Annotated in this window: 22 protein-coding genes and 1 tRNA gene; 4 read left to right on the top strand and 19 right to left on the bottom strand. The window is 63.4% G+C overall.

What is annotated here, in order from left to right; all coding sequences use genetic code 11:
• The first annotated feature begins 2 nt into the window (after window positions 1-2).
• Window positions 3-350 carry a hypothetical protein gene (locus G8E03_RS01300; protein WP_166187745.1) on the top strand — a complete coding sequence of 116 codons (348 nt, stop codon included), beginning with the start codon at window positions 3-5 and terminating at the stop codon, window positions 348-350.
• A 34-nt stretch (window positions 351-384) separates the two neighbouring features.
• On the opposite strand, the gene G8E03_RS01295 is transcribed toward G8E03_RS01300, so the two are convergent.
• The 11 genes from G8E03_RS01295 to G8E03_RS01245 form a co-directional block, all read right to left on the bottom strand.
• Window positions 385-461, bottom strand: a tRNA-Pro gene (locus G8E03_RS01295).
• A gap of 20 nt (window positions 462-481) precedes the next feature.
• The gene (locus G8E03_RS01290) at window positions 482-1,462 is read right to left on the bottom strand and encodes a DMT family transporter (protein WP_166187742.1); all 981 of its coding nucleotides are present in this window, start codon (window positions 1,460-1,462) and stop codon (window positions 482-484) included.
• A 340-nt stretch (window positions 1,463-1,802) separates the two neighbouring features.
• Window positions 1,803-2,912 (bottom strand): 3-isopropylmalate dehydrogenase, encoded by a 1,110-nt coding sequence (gene leuB / locus G8E03_RS01285; protein ID WP_166187739.1) that lies wholly within the window; start codon window positions 2,910-2,912, stop codon window positions 1,803-1,805.
• A 92-nt stretch (window positions 2,913-3,004) separates the two neighbouring features.
• On the bottom strand, window positions 3,005-4,129 hold the full coding sequence (locus tag G8E03_RS01280; RefSeq protein WP_166187737.1) for an endonuclease/exonuclease/phosphatase family protein: 1,125 nt from the start codon (window positions 4,127-4,129) through the stop codon (window positions 3,005-3,007).
• A complete protein-coding gene (locus tag G8E03_RS01275; protein WP_166187735.1) occupies window positions 4,099-4,917 on the bottom strand; it encodes a hypothetical protein in 819 nt (272 codons plus the stop codon). Before G8E03_RS01275 ends, G8E03_RS01280 begins: the two co-directional genes overlap by 31 nt.
• 21 nt (window positions 4,918-4,938) lie before the next feature.
• Window positions 4,939-5,544, bottom strand: a complete 606-nt coding sequence (leuD, locus tag G8E03_RS01270) for a 3-isopropylmalate dehydratase small subunit (RefSeq protein WP_166187733.1) — start codon at window positions 5,542-5,544, stop codon at window positions 4,939-4,941.
• Between the two features lie 10 nt (window positions 5,545-5,554).
• The gene (gene leuC / locus G8E03_RS01265) at window positions 5,555-6,955 is read right to left on the bottom strand and encodes a 3-isopropylmalate dehydratase large subunit (RefSeq protein ID WP_166187731.1); all 1,401 of its coding nucleotides are present in this window, start codon (window positions 6,953-6,955) and stop codon (window positions 5,555-5,557) included.
• A 238-nt stretch (window positions 6,956-7,193) separates the two neighbouring features.
• Window positions 7,194-8,246, bottom strand: coding sequence for a hypothetical protein (locus G8E03_RS01260; protein ID WP_166187728.1), 1,053 nt, complete (start codon window positions 8,244-8,246; stop codon window positions 7,194-7,196).
• A gap of 247 nt (window positions 8,247-8,493) precedes the next feature.
• Window positions 8,494-8,916 (bottom strand): hypothetical protein, encoded by a 423-nt coding sequence (locus G8E03_RS01255; RefSeq protein WP_166187726.1) that lies wholly within the window; start codon window positions 8,914-8,916, stop codon window positions 8,494-8,496.
• Between the two features lie 94 nt (window positions 8,917-9,010).
• Entirely contained in the window at window positions 9,011-11,812 is a 2,802-nt protein-coding gene (polA, locus tag G8E03_RS01250) for a DNA polymerase I (protein ID WP_166187724.1), read from the bottom strand.
• Between the two features lie 327 nt (window positions 11,813-12,139).
• A complete protein-coding gene (locus G8E03_RS01245; RefSeq protein WP_166187722.1) occupies window positions 12,140-12,322 on the bottom strand; it encodes a zinc-finger domain-containing protein in 183 nt (60 codons plus the stop codon).
• A gap of 156 nt (window positions 12,323-12,478) precedes the next feature.
• Between G8E03_RS01245 and G8E03_RS01240 the strand changes: the two genes are divergently transcribed.
• Window positions 12,479-13,402 (top strand): ABC transporter ATP-binding protein, encoded by a 924-nt coding sequence (locus tag G8E03_RS01240; protein ID WP_240910382.1) that lies wholly within the window; start codon window positions 12,479-12,481, stop codon window positions 13,400-13,402.
• A gap of 5 nt (window positions 13,403-13,407) precedes the next feature.
• Here G8E03_RS01240 and G8E03_RS01235 read toward each other — a convergent pair whose 3' ends face one another.
• From G8E03_RS01235 to hisA, 5 genes are all read right to left on the bottom strand, one after another.
• A complete protein-coding gene (locus tag G8E03_RS01235; RefSeq protein WP_166187717.1) occupies window positions 13,408-13,872 on the bottom strand; it encodes a hypothetical protein in 465 nt (154 codons plus the stop codon).
• 32 nt (window positions 13,873-13,904) lie between these two features.
• On the bottom strand, window positions 13,905-14,447 hold the full coding sequence (locus G8E03_RS01230) for a pseudouridine synthase (protein ID WP_430693230.1): 543 nt from the start codon (window positions 14,445-14,447) through the stop codon (window positions 13,905-13,907).
• On the bottom strand, window positions 14,444-14,755 hold the full coding sequence (locus tag G8E03_RS01225; RefSeq protein ID WP_166187714.1) for a phosphoribosyl-ATP diphosphatase: 312 nt from the start codon (window positions 14,753-14,755) through the stop codon (window positions 14,444-14,446). Before G8E03_RS01225 ends, G8E03_RS01230 begins: the two co-directional genes overlap by 4 nt.
• Window positions 14,752-15,513: an imidazole glycerol phosphate synthase subunit HisF gene (gene hisF / locus G8E03_RS01220; RefSeq protein WP_166187711.1), complete on the bottom strand. Its 762-nt coding sequence runs from the start codon at window positions 15,511-15,513 to the stop codon at window positions 14,752-14,754. Before hisF ends, G8E03_RS01225 begins: the two co-directional genes overlap by 4 nt.
• Before the next feature lie 124 nt (window positions 15,514-15,637).
• Entirely contained in the window at window positions 15,638-16,363 is a 726-nt protein-coding gene (hisA, locus tag G8E03_RS01215) for a 1-(5-phosphoribosyl)-5-[(5-phosphoribosylamino)methylideneamino]imidazole-4-carboxamide isomerase (RefSeq protein WP_166187709.1), read from the bottom strand.
• A gap of 142 nt (window positions 16,364-16,505) precedes the next feature.
• On the opposite strand from hisA, the gene G8E03_RS01210 reads away from it, so the two are divergent.
• Window positions 16,506-16,904, top strand: coding sequence for a DUF2147 domain-containing protein (locus G8E03_RS01210; RefSeq protein WP_166187706.1), 399 nt, complete (start codon window positions 16,506-16,508; stop codon window positions 16,902-16,904).
• Window positions 16,905-16,958: 54 nt separating this feature from the next.
• Here the strand turns inward: G8E03_RS01210 and G8E03_RS01205 are convergent, their stop codons facing one another.
• From G8E03_RS01205 to hisB, 3 genes are read right to left on the bottom strand one after another with little or no spacing between them, the layout of a single operon-like run.
• Window positions 16,959-17,870, bottom strand: a complete 912-nt coding sequence (locus G8E03_RS01205; RefSeq protein WP_166187703.1) for a glutaminase — start codon at window positions 17,868-17,870, stop codon at window positions 16,959-16,961.
• Entirely contained in the window at window positions 17,871-18,506 is a 636-nt protein-coding gene (gene hisH / locus G8E03_RS01200) for an imidazole glycerol phosphate synthase subunit HisH (RefSeq protein ID WP_166187700.1), read from the bottom strand.
• Window positions 18,503-19,090 carry an imidazoleglycerol-phosphate dehydratase HisB gene (gene hisB, locus G8E03_RS01195; protein WP_166187698.1) on the bottom strand — a complete coding sequence of 196 codons (588 nt, stop codon included), beginning with the start codon at window positions 19,088-19,090 and terminating at the stop codon, window positions 18,503-18,505. The genes hisH and hisB overlap by 4 nt, the downstream gene beginning before the upstream one ends.
• Before the next feature lie 134 nt (window positions 19,091-19,224).
• Here hisB and G8E03_RS01190 point away from each other — a divergent pair, with 134 nt between their 5' ends.
• Window positions 19,225-19,863 (top strand): DUF998 domain-containing protein, encoded by a 639-nt coding sequence (locus tag G8E03_RS01190; RefSeq protein WP_240910381.1) that lies wholly within the window; start codon window positions 19,225-19,227, stop codon window positions 19,861-19,863.
• Window positions 19,864-19,904 lie beyond the last annotated feature (41 nt).

The following is a 19,904-nucleotide window of genomic DNA, read 5'->3' as shown; positions in this document are numbered from 1 at the left end:
CAGTGCTGAAGTGGAGTGCGCCCCTGCTGCTGGCCACGGCCCCCGCGCTGGCGGACAGTGCGGAGATTATCGAGGTGCGCCTCGTCGAGGCTGAGGCCGGCTGGACGTTCCACGTGACCGTGGCCCATGCCGATACGGGGTGGGATCACTACGCCGATGGCTGGCAGGTCCGCAGCGGCGACACCGTCCTGGCGCATCGTACCCTGACCCATCCGCATGTCGAGGAGCAGCCCTTTACCCGCAGCCTGTCCGGCATCGAGATTCCGCAGGATATCGCGCGGGTGCAGGTCATGGCCCACGACACACGGTATGGATGGGGGCAACCGTTCAACGTGGACCTGCCGCGCTGAAATTCCGGCTGAACTTCTGATTGTCATGATGAACTGGTCGGGCAGAGAGGATTCGAACCTCCGACCCCCTGCTCCCGAAGCAGGTGCGCTACCAGGCTGCGCCACTGCCCGACCGTGGGCGAGGATTTGCCCTATTCCTTGTCCGAGCGCAAGGGGCCTTCGCGCAGGCCGAACAGACGCATGATGTCGCCGGTTCGCATTCCCAGCGCCGTATCGCCGCGCGGTGTGCGCCCGGCAGTGACGGGGCGCTCCGTCGTGGTGCCGCCGCCTTCCTCACGCATGACGATATACAGACCGCTCGCGATGATGACGGCGGTTCCGATGGCCGTGGCCAGGGCCGGCATCTCATCGAAGAAGATCAGACCGAACAGCACGGCCCAAATGATCTGCGAATATTGCATCGGGGCGACCACCGACACGGCAGCCCGCTGATAGGCCAGCAACAACCCCAGCATCCCACAGAATCCCAAGACAGCGAGAAAGGCCGCCAGCCCCAGATCGCCGATCGGCATGGGGATATAGACGAACGGCATCAGTGTTCCCATAACCACGAGGTTCGCCATCATCGGATACAGGATCATCACGGCGGAGCGTTCCTGCGCGCCGATCTTTCGCAGGATGATGGAGACGAATGACCCGCAGATCGCGGAGGTCAGCGCCGCAAGGTGGCCGATGCTCAATTCGGTCGTTGCCGGTTGCAGGACAATCAGCACGCCGACCAGCCCGGTAAAGACCGCGATCCAGCGGCGCAAGCCGACCTTTTCGCCCAGAAAGGGCACGGACAGCGCGGTTATCAGCAGCGGTTGCGCGAACAGGATCGCATAGACTTCGGTCAAGGGCAGATGGGTGAAGGCATAGAAGGCGGAAAAGCCGGTGACGACCCCCAGCCCCGCCCGCGTTGCGACCCATCCGGGGTGGCGCGGGCGCAACGTGCCGGGTTTCGCATCGCGCACCAGCATCAGCATGACCAGCGGCATCCCGAACAGAACGGAGAAAAAGGCGATCTGGAAGGTGGAATACGTCGCCCCCAACGCCTTGATGACCGCATCGTGGCTGGCGAAAAAGCCGAAGCCCACCAAGGCGGTCACGGCACCGCTTTTCCGGATCTGCATTTCTGGCGCCTCCCTCGTGTGGCTCAGCGTCTATCGAAAGGACAGTATCGGTGTCGATGCAAGGATCATCGCCTCATACCGGGCATGTTCTGCTGGTAGGACATGGGGCAGGAGGGCGCGGGGCAGGGGGGTGCGGACCTGTCCACCAGCGGTTCGAAAACCCCCGCCGTGTCCCCGTGCAACATGTCGCGCGTTCAGCGACAGAAACATCCGGTGCATCCCCCGTTCGAATTACACGAGCGGGGCGATTTGCCGATCCGGTTTGAGGGTGTTTCGACCGGAAACCCTGTCATCGACACGGCTACCGGCCAGATTTAATGCATGCTCACCGCATGTCGGATCAGTTCAGTGACGCATCCAGTTCGGAGAGAATCGCATCGCCCATTTCCGTGGTGCTCAGCGGGGTGCCGCCCTCTTCGCCCATCAGGTCGGGGGTTCGTGCACCGCCCTGCAATGTCCGCTCCACCGCTTGCTCCAGCCGATCGGCCTCCTCGCCCTGATCGAACGAGTAGCGCAGCGCCATGGCAAAGCTGAGGATGCACGCGATCGGGTTCGCCTTGCCCTGACCCGCAATATCGGGGGCGGAGCCGTGCACAGGCTCGTACAGCGCCTTGGGCATGCCGTTTTCCATCGGTGCGCCCAGCGACGCGGATGGCAGCATCCCCAGCGAGCCGGTCAGCATCGCCGCCGTGTCGGACAGGATGTCACCGAACAGGTTGTCGGTGACGATCACGTCGAACTGCTTGGGCCAGCGGCACAGCTGCATCGCGCCCGCATCGGCATACATGTGCGTCAGCTCGATATCGGGATATTCGGCGTCGCGCAGTTTTTGTACTTCCTCGCGCCACAGGACGCCGCTTTCCATCACGTTGGCCTTTTCCATCGAGCAGACGCGGCTGTCGCGGCGGCGGGCCAGCTCGAACGCGGAGCGGGCAACGCGGATGATCTCGGACGTGGTGTAGCGTTGCGTGTTGATGCCGACACGCTCGTTCCCCTCCTCGAAGATCCCGCGCGGCTCCCCGAAATAAACGCCGGAGGTCAGTTCGCGCACGATCATGATGTCCAGACCGGCCACGATATCACGCTTGAGCGAGGAGAAATCCGCCAGCGCGTCGAAACATTGCGCCGGGCGCAGGTTCGAGAACAGGTCCATTTCCTTGCGCAGGCGCAGCAGACCCCGTTCCGGCTTGATGGAGAAATCCAGATCGTCGTATTTCGGGCCGCCGACCGCGCCCAACAGAACCGCATCCACCGATTGCGCCTTGGCCATCGTGTCGTCGGTCAGGGGGGTGCCGTGTGCATCATAGGCCGCGCCGCCCACCAGATCCTCGAACACGTCGAAGGCCATCGCGCGGTTCGCGGCGTACCAGTCGATGATCCGCCGGACCTGCTCCATGACTTCCGGGCCGATGCCGTCACCGGCCAGAATGAGAAGGGAGGGATTTTTCATGGCGGTCTCCTTGCTGAAAGCCTTCTGCGTGTTGGGCTGAGAGGGGCGGAAAGTCAAGCGAGAGCGGTGTGGAGGTAAGCCTGCCTCTGCCCTCAGGGCAGGTCCACATCGACCCAGACCAGCCGGTGGTCCGAGGCCATGGCCTCCTCATGCAATGGCGCGTCCGGTATGGGCCAGAAGACGCCCGCGCCGCTGACGCGCAACCGCGCATCGGGCAGGACGTAATCCACCCGCAGGTTCCCCGGCCCCGGATCGTCGCGCCAGTCCGCTGTATCCTGATCCGCTGGTCCCAGATGCGCATCGTTCGCACCGCCGACCCCTGCAATCACCGCCCCGCGGCTGGTTGGTGCCGGGTCCTGAAGGCGCGGATGTCCCAGCAGGGTGCGCAGGGAACCGCGCCGTGCCTCCCCGTCGAACGGATCGGCGTTCAGGTCGGCCAGAACGGCCACCGGGCCCTGTGCCAGCGGGGCGGTCAGACCCGCATCGTCGCGCATCGCCTCCCCATCCAGATAGCGGTTGAACCAGGCGATCTCATCCGCGTTGCGCCGACCGTTGCGATCCTGCGCCCCGTCGAAAACCGGGGGGGTCGGGTGCGCGGCCAGAACATGCAGCGTCCCCCCTTGCGGCAAGGCGATCCCGATATCCCAATGGCTTTTGGATGAGAGGCGCTGGATCGCGCGTACCTGCGCCGGTTCGCCCGTCGGGATCATGCTGCCCGGAACGTCGTCCCACAGGCTCAGCCGAAAGGTCCGCGCCGGCCCGATAGGGTATCTGCTCAACAAGGCCATGCCGCGATGACCGGGCCACTTGCCCCAGCCCTGCGCATCCTCCGGATCGTTGACCCAGCCATCGCCGTCCAGATCCAGCCCCGTCATCACACCAGCGTTCACGGGCCCGGCATAGCTGTACGGATAAATCAGTCCCTGTTCCGCGAGAATCTGCTGCAAACCGGCAAGCGCGCGCAGTTGCGGATCCCGGTCCATCTCCGTCAGCAGGACGATATCGGGCGCAACCTCCCGCAGGACCGCCGCGATCTGAAGGATCGGTTGGTCGCGGCGTTCCACGTCCTGGACCAGATGCCCGGCATAATCGCGGGACAGGGCCACATTGTAGGTCGCCAAGCGCAGCGTCTCTGCCTGTGCTGCGTTTGTCAGCGACAGGCATAGCGCGAGGGCGGCCCGCAAGCTCAATCGGTGCGCGCCCGGTCGATCAGCCATGCGATTTTCAGCATCGCACTGCCGCGATTGAACAGGGCCACGGGAAAGAACGCCCAGAAGACGCAGCACCAGACCAGAGACTGGTAGTTGCCCAACGCGGCGGGATCGAACCATCCGCCACTGCGCGACGCGATGGACAGGACGGCATAGGGCAGGGCCAGTGCTACGATGATGTTCAACAGGCCCGCCCGGCGAAGACGCCACGCGATATCCTGACCGACCGACGGATCGAATGTCGGCAGGTTGATCCACAGGTTGAAGCTGTCACGTTCCGCCGGCCAGCGAAAAACCCAGACATAGATCGCGAAAAAGATGATGGAGGTCAGCGCGATCGTGAAGCTCAGCGCCGCTGCACGCTCGACCAGCGGGTTCACTCCCGCGCCGATCAGCGTATCGGCCAGAACCACCGGGCTGAACGGTACGCTGAAGATCTCCACCAGCCGATCGGACAGCGCCAGATAGTCGTCGGAAAACGAGTCCGCCCCGGAATCGGCCCGGCACAGGAACACCAGCGCCACGATCAGCACGGCGAAGGTCAGGAACCGGAACCTGTTATAGGGCGGTGCGAACCTGAAATCTATCAACCCCGGATGCGAGGACGCATATTCGAACATCGTGAACAGGGCGAACAGCGCGCCGATGATCAGCGAAATCTCCTGCCCGGTCCGGGAGGTTTCGGGCAGGAGGAACGCCGGAAGGGCGATGAACACCAAAACAAGGAACGCCCGGGACAGGCTTGTGACCAATCTGGTCAGTGCGGTCCCAACACCAGCCCTCGCATATGCCATCCGGCGTCCCCTCTTGTCACACTAGATCCACGGAGCCGCGGTCTTGTACTGTGCCTCGAAGGCGTCGATCGCCGCCGCCTTCTGCATGGTCAGCCCGATATCGTCGAGCCCGTTGAGCAGACAATGCTTGCGGAACGGCTCCACGTCAAAGGCGATTGTGCCTCCATCGGGACCGCTGATCGTCTGGTTTTCCAAATCGACCGTGATCACGGCGTTCGCACCGCGCGCTGCATCGTCCATCAATTTATCAACTTCAGATTGTGGCAGAACGATTGGCAGAATGCCATTCTTGAAGCAGTTGTTGAAAAAGATGTCCGCGAAGGATGTGGAGATTACGCAACGGATCCCGAAATCGGCCAGCGCCCAGGGCGCGTGCTCGCGGCTGGACCCGCAGCCGAAATTATCGCCGGCGATAAGGATTTTCGCGTCGCGATAGGCCGGCTGGTTCAGAACGAAGTCGGGAATTTCCTGACCCTGGGCGTCATAGCGCATCTCGTCGAACAGGTTCTTGCCCAGCCCGGTCCGCTTGATCGTCTTCAGGAACTGCTTGGGGATGATCATATCCGTGTCGATATTGACCAGCGGCATGGGGGCGGCGACGCCTTCGAGTGTGGTGAACTTTTCCATTTTCTTCTCCTCAACCCAATTCGCGCACGTCGGTCAGACGACCGGTGATCGCAGCTGCTGCCGCCATCGCGGGCGAGGCGAGGTGGGTGCGTCCACCGCGGCCCTGACGCCCCTCGAAGTTGCGGTTCGACGTGGACACGCAACGCTCCTCCGGGGCCAACTGATCGGGGTTCATGGCAAGGCACATGGAACAACCCGCCATGCGCCATTCGAAGCCCGCATCCTTGAGGATATCGGCAATGCCTTCTTCCTCCGCCTGGGCGCGGACCAGGCCCGAGCCGGGAACGACCATGGCGCGCAGACCGTCCTTGACCTTCTTGCCCTTCATGATCGCCGCAACCTCACGCAGATCCTCGATCCGGCCATTGGTGCACGATCCGATGAAGACGGTGTCGATGGCCACGTCGCTGAGCTTCTGGCCCGGTGTCAGGCCCATATAGGCGAGCGAGCGGCGCACGGCCTCAACCTTGCCGCCGGTATAATCGTCGGGCGACGGCACGGTGGCGGTGATCGGCAGAACGTCCTCGGGCGAGGTGCCCCACGTGACCAGCGGTGCGATGTCCTCACCCTTGATGGTCAGAACCTTGTCGAAATGGGCGCCCTCATCGGTCTTGAGGGTTTTCCAGTAGGTCAGCGCGGCCTCCCATGCGGCGCCTTTCGGGGCATGGGGGCGGCCCATGCAATAGGCGAATGTCTTCTCATCCGGTGCGATCAGACCGGCGCGCGCGCCGCCCTCGATGGCCATGTTGCAGACGGTCATGCGACCCTCCATCGACAGATCCTCGATGGCGGAGCCGCAATATTCGATGACGTAGCCGGTGCCGCCTGCGGTGCCGGTCGCGCCGATGACGGCCATGGTGATGTCCTTGGCCGTGACGCCGGGGCGCAGGTGGCCCGTGATCTCGACCTTCATGTTTTTGGACTTCTTCTGGATCAGCGTCTGGGTCGCCAGCACATGCTCCACCTCCGACGTGCCGATGCCGTGCGCCAGCGAACCGAACGCACCGTGCGTGGCGGTGTGGCTGTCACCGCATACGACGGTCATGCCGGGCAGGGTCCAACCTTGCTCCGGCCCGACGATGTGCACGATGCCCTGACGCACGTCGGACACGGGGTAGTAGTGGATGCCGAAATCCTTGGCGTTCTTGTCCAGCGCATCGACCTGAATCTTCGATTCCGGGTTTTCGATGCCGTTGGCGCGGTCCAGCGTCGTGGGAACGTTGTGATCCGGCACAGCGATGGTCTTCTCCGGCGCGCGCACGGTGCGGTTGTTCAACCGCAGGCCCTCGAAGGCCTGGGGGCTGGTCACCTCATGCACGAGGTGGCGGTCGATATACAGCAGGCAGGTGCCATCGTCAGCTTCGTGGACGACATGCGCGTCCCAGATCTTGTCATACAGGGTCTTGGCCATGGGGGGTCCCTCAAGGATCGGTAAATGGGTGTAGGTAAAGCGCGGTCAGCAGGTTTCGCGCACGAAACCGCAGGCGCGTCACAACTGCGATTCCAGCGTTTTCGCAAGACCGAAGAACCGCCATGGCAGGCGGGCATGATCGTCCAGGATCGGGATATGAGCGGTCAGGTGCGACATGCGCGGAACCTACGCCCGCAAGGGCCCCTGCGCAAGATGCCGCCTGCGCAGGGGCGATCCGCTACCGACCGGCCGAGGCCTCGCGGATATCGTCACGCACGCATTGGGAGATCAGGTCGTGATTGCCGAGCGAATTTTCACCGATCGTGCCCATCCAGCGCCGCAACTGGCCCACCGCGCGGGCGGAGGTCATGAACCTGTCCTGCGCGATCAGACGCTCCAGCGGGCTGTCGGCGGCCTTGATATTGTCGGCACCGCCGACCTGCGTGATCACCTGCATGGCGCAAAGACCACCATCGCCGGGGCAGGTCTGGTCGCAATATGCTTCGACCGTCGCCAGATTCGCATCACCGACAAGCTGCCCGCCCATCACGGCAGCCGCGCGCGGCAGGTTGCCGGATGCCACAAGCTCCGCCGGGAAGCCGCGTTGCGCGATGGAGTATTCGCGCATCTGCTCACTGGGCCGCAGATGCGGGGCCAGTACAGGCGCGACGAGGGATATCATCATCATCCCGCCCGACCGGCCCGTCGCAGGCGTCGTGTCCAGCCATTTCCAGTGATCGCCCATGGGTGGGGACGCAAAGTAGGCGCGCATCCACAGAACGAAATCGAGCTGTTCCAGCAGGGGATCGTCAGGGGCGAGGGCAAAGATGTCGTTCCAGCGGCCCCGGTCGAAGATCTCCCACGCCAGCTTTTCCGCCGCTTCACGCTCACCCGCGTCGAGCAGGGCGCGCACCACATCCATGTCGGCATCCGGCAGACGTGACGCCAGCAGCGCCACAGCCAGGGGGTCGCCCTCATCCGCGCGCACGCGCAGCCATGACTTGCCCGACAATCCCCCGGGGGAGCGTAGCAGGTCGATCCGCTCACGCCGGGACAGGCCGGTCATGAACTCCGATCCGGCGCCCGGCGGCAGGATGGCCTCGATCTGACCCAGCAGAAGCTGCGCATCGGCATCGCCGGAGGACGCCAGTTCAGACAGCATCGGCAGCGCATCGGCGTCGTTATCGTCGAGCCAGAGCGAAACTGCGTCGTCCAGCGGCGCGGCTGTGGCGGGTGATCCGACTGCCCCGAATGTAATGGCGACTATGGCAAAAAGTCTTGCGAAGGACATGGAAATTCCCCGGTTATGATCGCGACAATTCAGTAATGAACGCGGTGAATCATGCCCCCACGGCACAACCTCAGGTTCTAGACCATGCGATATCGAGTGCAAGTGCACACTGAGGGTGCTCTGCAATGCAACAGAAATTTTCGCGGCACTCCGTCTGGATCAGGGGGGCGCGCAGGGTTGACTGGGCAGAATATCAAACAAATCGTGTCGCCGTCCCATCCCGCGCGGCGTTACTCTATTGGCCCGCCTACCGCTCGATCCGCCGGTTGAGCAGCAGCCCGCCGTCATCGCGCCGCCCGAATTCGCTGACGATGGAATGCTCGCAGACCTTCGCCTGCCCCACCGTGTCGAAGGGAAACAGGCTGACCCCCAGAAACCCCGGAGGTTGCGCCATGACGAACTCCAGCAATTCGGGGTGAAAGCGGATCAGCCCGATGGCGCCATCGCGCACTGTGTCCATCCGCAACTGCGCCAGCATCCGGTCGATGCTGTTGGTTACTCCGCAGAGGAAGGGCAGCGCCGTGTGGCGATCCCACAGGACGAAGCACAGCGCGCTGGCGATACGCGGATTGCGCAGCAGATAGGCATGGCATTCCGGGGCGCTGAGGATCGGGATCGGCTCGCCGTCTGCACTGGCGGGGGAGTGGGCATCGGCATTTTGCATGGACATGGGACACCTCCATCGCGAGGGCAGGCCCCGCGATGCCAGTTTGCCATGCGGCGAATCACTTGCCAAGCTACTGATTCGCTAGGTGCGAGTGGGGCTAGTGCGCCTGCGCCCAGTTCGCCCCCGTGCCACCATCGACGACCAGCGGCACGTCGAGTGCGACGGCGGGCAGGTGGGCCTGCTCCATCACTTCGCGCACCGTGCCGATCAGATCGTCAGCGGCGTCCCGTGGCACCTCGAACAGCAATTCGTCGTGCACTTGCAGCAGCATCCGGCCGGGCAGTTTCGCCGCTTGCATTGCGGCGGGCACGCGGATCATGGCGCGGCGGATGATGTCGGCGGCAGTGCCCTGAATGGGCGCGTTGATCGCGGCGCGGTAGGCAAAGCCGGCACGCGGGCCGGAGGACGCAATCTCCGGCGTGTGGATGCGCCGGCCGAACAGGGTTTCGACGCGCTTGTGTTCCTTGGCGAAGGCCTTGGTGTCGTCCATGTATTTCTGTATGCCGGGGAACCGCTCGAAATACCGGTCGATGAAGGCCTTCGCATCCTCACGCGGGATGCGCAGATTGTTGGCCAGACCGAAGGCGGAGATGCCGTAGATCACACCGAAATTGATCGCCTTGGCCTGACGACGCACATCCGGCGTCATCTCATCCAGCGGCACGCCAAACATCTCGGACGCGGTCATCGCGTGAATGTCCAACCCGTCGCGGAACGCCTGCTTCAGCGAGTCGATTTCGGCGATATGGGCCAGGATGCGCAGCTCGATCTGGCTGTAGTCGAGCGAGACGAGGACATTGCCCTCCTCCGCGATGAACGCCTCGCGGATGCGGCGGCCTTCCTCCGTGCGCACGGGGATGTTTTGCAGGTTCGGATCGGTGGAGGCGAGACGCCCGGTATTGGCCCCCGCGATGGAATAGGAGGTGTGCACACGCCCGGTTTCGGGGTGGATATGTTCCTGCAACGCATCGGTATAGGTCGATTTCAGCTTCGAAACCTGCCGCCAGTCCAGCACCCGCGCGGGCAAATCATGACCCAGCGCGGCGAGGGTTTCCAGGATATCGGCCCCGGTGCCATAGGCCCCGGTCTTGCCCTTCTTGCCGCCTTCGATTGCCATTTCGTCGAACAGGATCTCGCCCAGTTGCTTGGGGGAGCCGACATTGAACTTGCGACCGGCAAGCTCGTGAATCTCATGCTCCAGCCCGGCCATTTTCTGTGCAAAGCTGTTGGACATGCGGCTGAGGTGATCGCGGTCCACCTTGATGCCGTGCCGCTCCATCTGCACCAGAACCGGGACGAGGGGGCGCTCCATCGTCTCGTACACCGTCGTGGTGCGTGAGGGGATCAGGCCGGGTTTCAGTGCGGTCCACAGGCGCAGGGTGATGTCGGCATCCTCGGCCGCGTAGGGGGCCGCGTCGTCGATCTTGACCTGATCGAAGGTGATCTGCTTCTTGCCCGCGCCGATCAGCTCCTTGATCGGGATCGGCTTATGATCGAGATATCGTTCGCTGAGCGCGTCCATCCCGTGACCGTGCAGACCCGCGTGCTGAGCATAGGAAATCAGCATCGTGTCGTCGATCGGGGCGACGGTTACGTTCAGTCGGGCGAAGATCTTGATGTCGTATTTGGCGTTTTGCAGGATCTTGAGGATCGCGGGATCCTCCAGCACGGGTTTGAGCATCTGCAGCGCCCGGTCAAAATCCATCTGGCCCTCGGACCTCTCGGCCCCGCCCAGCAGATCGCCGGTGCCGTTGACATGGGCGAGCGGGATGTAGCACGCCTGACCCGGCTCCACGCTGAGGCAGATGCCGACCAGATCGGCGCGCATCTCATCCAGACCGGTGGTTTCCGTGTCCACCGCGACGTAGCCGCGCTCGTGAATCCGGTCGATCCAGATCTGCAAGGCCTCGGCATCGCGCACGATTTCGTATTTCGAGGGGTCGATGGGCGGCATGTCCGGCTCATCCATCGCGGGGGCGTTCGCGGGCGTGTCGTCGATGGTCGGCGCCTTGGCCCCCAGCTTTTCCGCGACGCGGTTGGTGATCGTGCGGAATTCCATTTCAGCCAGAAACGGCAGCACGGTTTCCGGGTCGAGCGGTTGCACCTCCATCGCGTCGATGCCGACCTCGACCGGAACGTGTTGTTCCAGTGTGACCAGCCGTTTGGAAATGCGAATCTGTTCGGCATTATCGATCAGGGATTGGCGGCGCTTGGGCTGCTTGATCTCCTCCGCCCGCGCGAGCAGGCTTTCGACATCGCCGTATTCGTTGATGAGCAGGGCCGCGGTCTTGATGCCGATGCCGGGGGCGCCTGGGATGTTGTCGACGCTGTCGCCGGCCAGAGCCTGCACGTCCACCACCCGGTCGGGACCGACGCCGAACTTTGCCTCGACCTCCTCGGGCCCGATGGTGACGTTCTTCATGCCGTCCATCATCTCGACCCCGCCGCCGACCAGTTGCATCAGATCCTTGTCGGAGGAGATGATGGTGACCCGCGCGCCCGCGTCGCGGGCCTGAACGGCGAAGGTGGCGATCAGGTCATCGGCCTCCCACCCCTCCTGCTCGATACAGCAGATGCCGAAGGCGCGGGTCGCCTCACGCGTCAGGGGGATTTGCGGGCGCAGATCCTCGGGCATCGGGGGGCGATGGGCCTTGTATTGCGGGTAGATGTCATTGCGAAACGTCTTGGCCGAATGGTCGAAGATCACCGCCAGATGCGTCGGCGCATCGTGGCCCGTGTTGCCCTCCAGCATCTTGAACAGCATGTTGCAAAAGCCCGACACCGCGCCGACCGGCAGACTGTCGGATTTTCGCGTCAGGGGCGGCAGGGCGTGGAACGCACGGAAGATGAACCCCGATCCGTCGATCAGATGCAGGTGATGTCCCTTGCCGATTGCCATGTCGTGCCCCTTCAATTTGTGGCGCGCAGAGTAGGTGATCGGCGCGGGGAAGGCGAGGGGGTGCGAGGGCTTCGAGGAGCCTCCGGCGGGGATATTTGACGAAAGTGAAGCCGGGATGTCCGACGTCCATGACGATCGGGGGATGAAGGCCCGGCGGAAGGTTGCGCCGGGGACCAGAACCGCCTTGGTTGGTTCGGGGTCCGCGACAGGTGCTGCGCGGGCGGCGGGTTTCATGCCCTCGGACCGGCTGCGTTTCGAGCGGTAGGCCAGATCCCGTAAAGAGATGAACTGGCCCTTGTGATTGCCACCAGCCCGCGTGCGAGGGTGTCAGCGGTCGTCAGCGACGCTGCCCTCCAGCACGAATTTCTTGTCGCAATAGCCGCATTCGACGAACCCTTCCTCGGGTGCGATCGTGTACCAGACGCGCGGATGGCCGAGGCCGGCCCCACCGCCGTCGCAATGGATGCGGGTCTTGGTCACGTACTCGACTTCGGGGGCCTGAATGGTCATATGGTTCTCCGCCGGAACTTGGATAGGACTTGGTGTTGCGGGCCGAACGGCCTACATCGCGTTGGCGCACATGATAGCGATAGCACCCCCGGCGACAAGGCCCGGAGGTCTTCTCTGACAACGAAGCCGCAGGACGCGATGCGAAGGAGCGACGCAATGGAAAATGCAATCGAACTCAGGGCGCTTCGCAAGGTGTATGCCGGTCAGGGTGGTGGTGAGGACAAGGTCGCGCTGGAAGGTCTGGATCTGGACATTCCTCAGGGCTCGATCTTCGGTCTGCTGGGGCCGAACGGCGCCGGCAAATCTACGACCATCAACATTCTGGCGGGCCTGACGAACAAGACCTCCGGTTCCGTCCGCATCTGGGGATTCGATCAGGATACGAATCCGCGCATGTCGCGGGCCTCCATCGGGGTGGTGCCGCAGGAACTGAACGTCGATCCGTTCTTCTCCCCCCGTGGCGCGCTGGAGGTGCAGGCCGGTCTGTACGGCGTGCCCAAGTCGCAGCGGCGCACCGATCAGATTCTGGCGAAGGTCGGTCTGCTGGACAAGGCAGAGGCCTATGCTCGCACCCTGTCGGGCGGAATGCGGCGACGGCTTCTGGTGGCCAAGGCGCTGGTGCACGCGCCGCAGGTTCTGGTGCTGGATGAGCCGACGGCCGGCGTCGACATCGAATTGCGTCAGATGCTGTGGGATTACGTCCGAGAGTTGAACGACGCAGGCACCACGATCATCCTGACCACGCATTATCTGGAGGAAGCGCAGCAGATGTGCGACCGGATCGGCATTATCTCTCAGGGCAATCTGGTGGCGTGCGACGATACGGTGAACCTGCTCGCCCGGATGGACCGCAAGGCACTGGTGGTCACGACCGACGGCACCGACGTGCCCGCGCTGCCCGAAGGCGTCCGCGGTCAGCGGCGCGAGGATGGCTCACTGGTTTTGAGCTACCGCAAATCGGCCCATTCGGCGATGGACCTGCTGGATCATCTGCGCAATCAGGGCGTGGTAATCCGCGACATGGCGACCGAGGAACCGGATCTGGAGGATGTCTTCCGCGAGATCACCAAGTCGGCCTAGGTTTGTCAGTCATAACGAATAGGCAGATCTATTATTAGATTCGCATGATCATGTGTTGGGTAGTCGTTGAGGTACTTCTCCATCTCGCTATCTAAGATGGAATCTCCGCCGGCACCCTCAGCGGTTACCCGAATATGATAGGTCGAGATATATCCCAGTTGGGCTAAGAGGCGAAGGGAGACAGCCCCCTCAACGAGTATCGGGCGTTTCCTGAGCCGAGCTTCGAAGATTGGCTTGAGGTGATCCAATCTGTAGACCAACGTGCCGACATGGCGATTGAGAAAAAGATCGCTTTCCACAAGGGTCATGTTGAAGTTCCACGCGAGAAAGCGACCGAGCGTCGTCTTGCCTACACCCGGCCTTCCGTCGATGGAAATGACGACGGGCGGTAAATCATACAGAATTGGGGCAAGATTTTTCGCTACCTTAGCGAACTCGGGTCTCACCTTTGAAAGCTGATGCGGACACATCTTGGGCGATCCTAATGGCTGTGCTTTTCCAGTTATCCTCTGCGCCAGCTGCCGCTTTCAATCCCGTCCAAGGTCCAATCGCCAACGGCGTAGCGGATCAGGCGCAAGGTGGGAAAGCCAATTGCGGCTGTCATGCGGCGCACCTGCCGGTTGCGCCCCTCACGTATCGTGATTTGCAGCCAGCAATCGGGAACGCTCTTGCGAAAGCGCACGGGCGGGGTCCGGGGCCAAACCTTCGGCGGCTCGATCAACGCGACCTCGGCCGGGGCGGTCTTGCCGTCCTTGAGGGTGATGCCGCTGCGCAGTGGGGCCAAATCGCGGTCGGTGGGCGCGCCCTCGACCTGAACCCAATACGTCTTCGGCGTCTTGTGACGCGGGTTGGCGATGCGTGCCTGTAGCTGCCCGTCATCCGTCAGAACCAGCAACCCCTCGCTGTCACGATCCAGCCGCCCGGCGGCGTAGACATGTTTGATGTCGATGAAATCGGAGAGTGTACGGCGGGTGGAATCCTTCGTGCCCTCATCCGTGAATTGGCTGAGGACGTCGAACGGCTTGTTGAACAGGATCGTGGTCACGAGCGAGATGCTTTCTCGGCGATGCCGGATGTGCCCTCGCGGCGCTCCAGCTCGGTCAGAACGTCCGCCCAGGCGACCCCGCGGGCGGTCAGCATGACCATCAGGTGATAAACGACATCCGCCGCCTCGTAGGTCAATTTGGCGGTGTCGCCCTTCGCGGCTTCGATGATCGCCTCGATGGCTTCCTCGCCGAATTTCTCGGCGCATTTTTCCGGCCCCTTGGACAGCATCCGCGCTGTGTGGGAGCTGTCGGGATCGGCCCCGGCGCGCTGGGCTATCGTTTCAGCGAGTCTGTTCAGGACGTTCATGTCAGCCTCATCGGGATGCCGGCGGCGGCCATGTGGGCCTTGGCCTCGCCTATGGTGAAGGTGCCGAAGTGAAAGATCGAGGCGGCGAGCACGGCGTTCGCGCCGCCTTCGGTGACGCCCTCGACCAGGTGATCCAGCGTACCGACCCCGCCCGAGGCGATCACCGGAACGGGTACGGCGTCAGAAATCGCGCGGGTCAGGGGCAGGTTGTAGCCGGATTTCGTGCCGTCCTTGTCCATCGAGGTCAGCAGGATTTCCCCCGCGCCGCGCCGGGCCATGTCGGTGGCGAACTCCACAGCGTCGATGCCGGTCGGCTTCGTGCCGCCATGGGTGAAGATTTCCCAGCGGCCCGGCGCGACCGTCTTGGCATCCACAGCCACGACGATGCACTGCGCGCCAAATTTTTCGGCCGCCGCGTCGATCACATCGCGGTTGGCGACGGCGGCGGAGTTGAAGCTGACCTTGTCCGCGCCCGCCAGCAGCAGGGCGCGCACGTCGGAGATGGTGCGCACGCCGCCGCCCACGGTCAGGGGCATGAAGCACTGTTCCGCCGTGCGGCTGACCACGTCGAACATGGTGCCGCGATTTTCCAGAGTCGCCGCGATGTCGAGGAAACACAGCTCATCCGCACCGGCGGCATCGTAGGCGATCGCCGCCTCAACTGGGTCGCCCGCATCCACGAGGCCCTCGAAGTTGACGCCCTTCACGACGCGTCCCGCCTTCACGTCGAGGCAGGGAATAATGCGGGTCTTCAACATGGGAACTCCTGACTTCACGAAGCGTTCATATTTCGAGATCAGTCTCAGCGCAAATGGAGGAAATCATGGCACTGAACGCGTTCGCACTCTTTTCGGCCTTCGCCCTTCTGGCGACCGTCATTTTCTACTGAGATTTCAGCAGGGCGACGGCCTCGGCCAGATCAATCTTGCCGTCGTAAAGCGCACGGCCCGAGATCGCGCCGTCCAGTGCCGCGCCGCTGCTCTTGAGCGCGCGCAAATCGTCGAGGGATGAGACACCGCCCGATGCGATTACCGGGATGGATACCGCATTGGCGAGCGCCGCCGTCGCCGCCACGTTCGGGCCCTGCATCGCGCCGTCCCGGTCGATGTCGGTGTAGATGATGGCGGCGACACCGGCATCCTCAAACTGGCGGGCCAGATCGGTGGCGGTTATGTCCGTCGTTTCCGCCCAGCCCTCCACCGCGACCATACCGTCGCGCGCGTCGATGCCCACGGCGACCTTGCCGGGGAAGGCTTTCGCGGCCTGTTTGACCAGCGCGGGATCGCGCACCGCGACGGTGCCCAGGATGACGCGAGCCAAGCCCCTGTCCAGCCAAGCCTCGATCGTTGCCATGTCGCGAATGCCGCCGCCCAATTGTGCGGGAACGTTCGTCGCGGCCAGAATCGCTTCGACCGCCGCTGCGTTCACCGGTTTGCCGGCGAAGGCCCCGTTCAGGTCCACAAGGTGCAGCCATTCGCAACCCGCATCCACGAAACTGCGCGCCTGCGCTGCCGGGTCTTCGCCGAACACCGTCGCCTTGTCCATGTCGCCTTTGTAAAGGCGCACGCAGGCCCCGTCCTTCAGGTCGATAGCAGGGTAGAGGATCATCGCAGCGGCTCCATTCGCAAGGGTCGCTTGCACGTAACGGGCCGGGCGCGGTTTTGCAAAGCCTGCGTGTCCCGTTACGTCGCAGTTGACCGCGCCGCGACAGCGCATCAGATTTCCTTGCAATAATAAACGGGAGGAAAAAATGAAGAAAATGATCTTGGCGACGGCTCTGGTTCTGGGCGCACCGCTGGCCGCGCAGGCGCAGGACGTCAACGGAATGTGGCAATCCGAACCGGGTGAGACCGGCAGCTATGTTACGGTCGCCATCGACAATTGCGCCGCGAACGCCGCACAGACCTGCGGAACGATCACCGGCGTGTTCGAGGCTGACGGTTCCGCCGGCGATCAGACGATCATCGGAAAGCCGATCATCTGGGACATGCAGCCGACCAATCCGGGCAATTGGGCGCAGGGCACGATCTGGGCGCCCGATCAGGACAAGACCTACGATTCCAAGATGTCCCTGTCAGGAAACACTCTGGAGGTATCGGGCTGCGTACTGTTCATCTGCCGCTCGCAGAACTGGACGCGCATGAACTGATCCGGCGATTTTTGGAGCGGCGGGCGAGGGTCCGCCGCCCTTTCCACAAGCGGTCTAGCCGAAGATCGACCAGCCGGTGTCGCGGGCCAGCGTTTCAACGGCCAATGTGCCCAGATGCGAGTTGCCGTAGTGGTTCAGCCCCGGCGACCAGACCGCGATCGAGGCCTGCCCCGGTGCGATCACCAGAATGCCGCCGCCCACACCGCTTTTCCCCGGCAGGCCGACCCGGTAGGCGAAATCACCCGATCCGTCATATTGCCCGCAGGTGATCATCAACGCATTGATCCGGCGCACCCGACCCGGCGACAGCATCCGCACCAGATCGGGGGAGTTCATCAGGAACCGCCCCGCCCGCGCCAGTTGTGCGGTGTTCATCGCGATGGCGCATTGGTGAAAATAGGTGCCCAGCGTCAGGTCCGGCGCGTGGCGCAGATTGCCGTGGGACAGCATGTAATGTGCCAGCGCGAAGTTCCGGTGGCCGGTCGCGATCTCGGACCGGGCGACCGAATCGTCGATGTGGATATCCTCATCATCCGCCGCCTCCCGGACGAAGCGCATCAGACCGCCGAGCGCCTCCGCCGGGCTGTGACCTTCGAGATAGGTGTCGGTGGTGACGATGGCGCCCGCGTTGATGAACGGATTGCGCGGGCGGCCTTTTTCCTGCTCCAGCAGCAGGATCGAATCGAAGGCCTGACCCGAGGGTTCGCGCCCGACGCGGGTCCACAGATGATCGCCCACACGTCCCAGCGCGAGGGCAAGGGCGAAGACCTTGGACACCGACTGGATCGAGAACGACATATCCGCATCGCCGCAGGAATATTGCGTCCCATCCGCGAGGCAGACGGAAATCGCGAACTGATCGGGATCAATGCAGGCAAGCTGCGGAATATAGTTGGCGACGCGCCCACGATCAGGCCGTGTGGCCATGTCCTGCGTGATCTCGTGCAGGATCTGCTCAAGGTCCATCTAGGGTGCCCAGTTCAGGAAATTCGCGATGACACGGAGCCCGGTCCGCTGGCTTTTCTCGGGGTGAAATTGCGTGCCGACGATGTTGTCCCGACCGATGGCGGCGGTGACCTTCGTGCCATAGTTCACGTGCGCCAGACGGTGGGAGATGTCGTCAGGGGTCACATGATACGAGTGCACGAAATAGGCGTGCTCCCCCGGTTCCACCCCGTCGAAGATCGGGTGGGGGCGGTCGATATGCAGTTCGTTCCATCCCATATGTGGCACCTTCAGCGCCGGGTCCGAGGGCTGTAATGCCGTAACCGCGCCGGGTATCCACCCCAGGCCGGGCGTGTCGCCGAACTCCCGCCCGACGGTGGCCAGCAGTTGCATGCCGACGCAGATCCCCATGAAGGGCGTGCCCGACTCGACCCGCTGGCGCAGGGCCTCGACCATGCCGGGTACGGCCATCAGGCCCGCCTGACAGTCGGCAAAGGCGCCGACGCCGGGCAGGACGATCCGTTCGGCACGCAGCACGGCCTCGGGGTCGGAGGTGACGGTGATTTCGGGTCCACCAGCCTCACGCCGCATCCGCTGAAAGGATTTCTCGGCCGAGTGCAGGTTGCCCGAGCCGTAGTCGATGATCGCGCAGGTCACAGCATTCCCTTTGTCGAGGGGATCGCGTCGCCCTTGCGCGGATCGGTTTCCAGCGCGTCGCGCAGGGCGCGGGCCACGGCTTTGAACGCGGCCTCGGCGATGTGGTGGGAGTTGATGCCGTCCAGTTTCTCGACATGCAAGGTGATGCCGCCATGGGTCGCGAAGGCCTGAAAGAATTCGCGCACCAGCTCGGTGTCGAACCCCTTGATCGCGGGGGCGGTGAAATCGACCTTCCACACCAGATAGGGCCGCGCCGACAGGTCCAGCGCGGCGCGCACCAGCGTATCGTCCATCGGCAGCAGGCACGCGCCATAGCGCACGATGCCGCGCTTGTCGCCCATGGCCTGCGTCAGGGCCTGACCCAGCGCGATGCCCACATCCTCAACCGTGTGGTGGTCGTCGATGTGCAGGTCGCCCTGGCATTTGACCGTCATGTCGATCAGTGCGTGGCGCGACAATTGGTCAAGCATGTGATCAAAGAATCCGACGCCGGTCCGGTTGTCGTACCGACCGGTTCCGTCCAGGTCGATTTCGACCGTGATGTCCGTTTCCGCGGTCTTGCGGGTGATGGTGGCGCTGCGCATGGGGGGCCTCCGTTGCGATCTGCGCGCCTTATAGGGCAGGGCGGAGCCGGTCGCAAAGACTTCCCGCGTCTTGCACCCCGGCGGAACCTTCCTGCAGCGAACGAGGTTGATAGTCACATCGCATGGAGGACGACATGGCAGACGACACAAAGCTGGGACGGGCTTACCCGGGCCGCCCGCCCAACAGGCTGATGCTGGGCATCTGTGCGGTATTGGGTTTCGCGGGGATCGTGACGCTGCTGCTGGGCAACATCATCGGCAGTATCGTCGTGCCCGGTCACGACTGGGTTGCCGATACGATCAGCGATCTGGCCGCAGGACGGTACGAGATCATTCAGGACGTGGCCCTGTACGGTTATGCGGCGGGGCTGCTGGGCATCGGTCTGGGCGCGGCGCATATTCACCCCGGCGGGCATCGCTGGACGCTGGGCGTGTTCGCGCTGGCATGTCTGGCCGCCATCGTCGTGGTGGTAGGTGCGCGCAACGAATACGGAGACAGCGATCAGGAGGGCGTCGTCATCCATATCTATCTGGTCTACGGGCTGGGGATTCTGTTTGCTGCGGCTATGATCTCCATGGCGCAGGATCTGGACAAGTATCGTCGCGGAATGGCTATGTTCAGCTACACCTGTGCCGGCCTTTGGGGGATTGGCGCGATCATATTCTTCATGCTGCCGACCGGTTTCGACGGTGCATGGGAACGTGGGCTGGGCCTGGTTACCATGGTTTGGCTGGGGGCCGTGGCGGCGACAATGTGGCGCGAAGTCGCCTGATTTAAGGCGGTCTGAAACGGGGGCGCACAAGCTGGTTGCCA

The organism is Pontivivens nitratireducens (assembly GCF_011290545.1).
Lineage (GTDB): Bacteria > Pseudomonadota > Alphaproteobacteria > Rhodobacterales > Rhodobacteraceae > Pontivivens > Pontivivens nitratireducens.
This window is presented reverse-complemented; position numbering and strand designations above follow the sequence as displayed.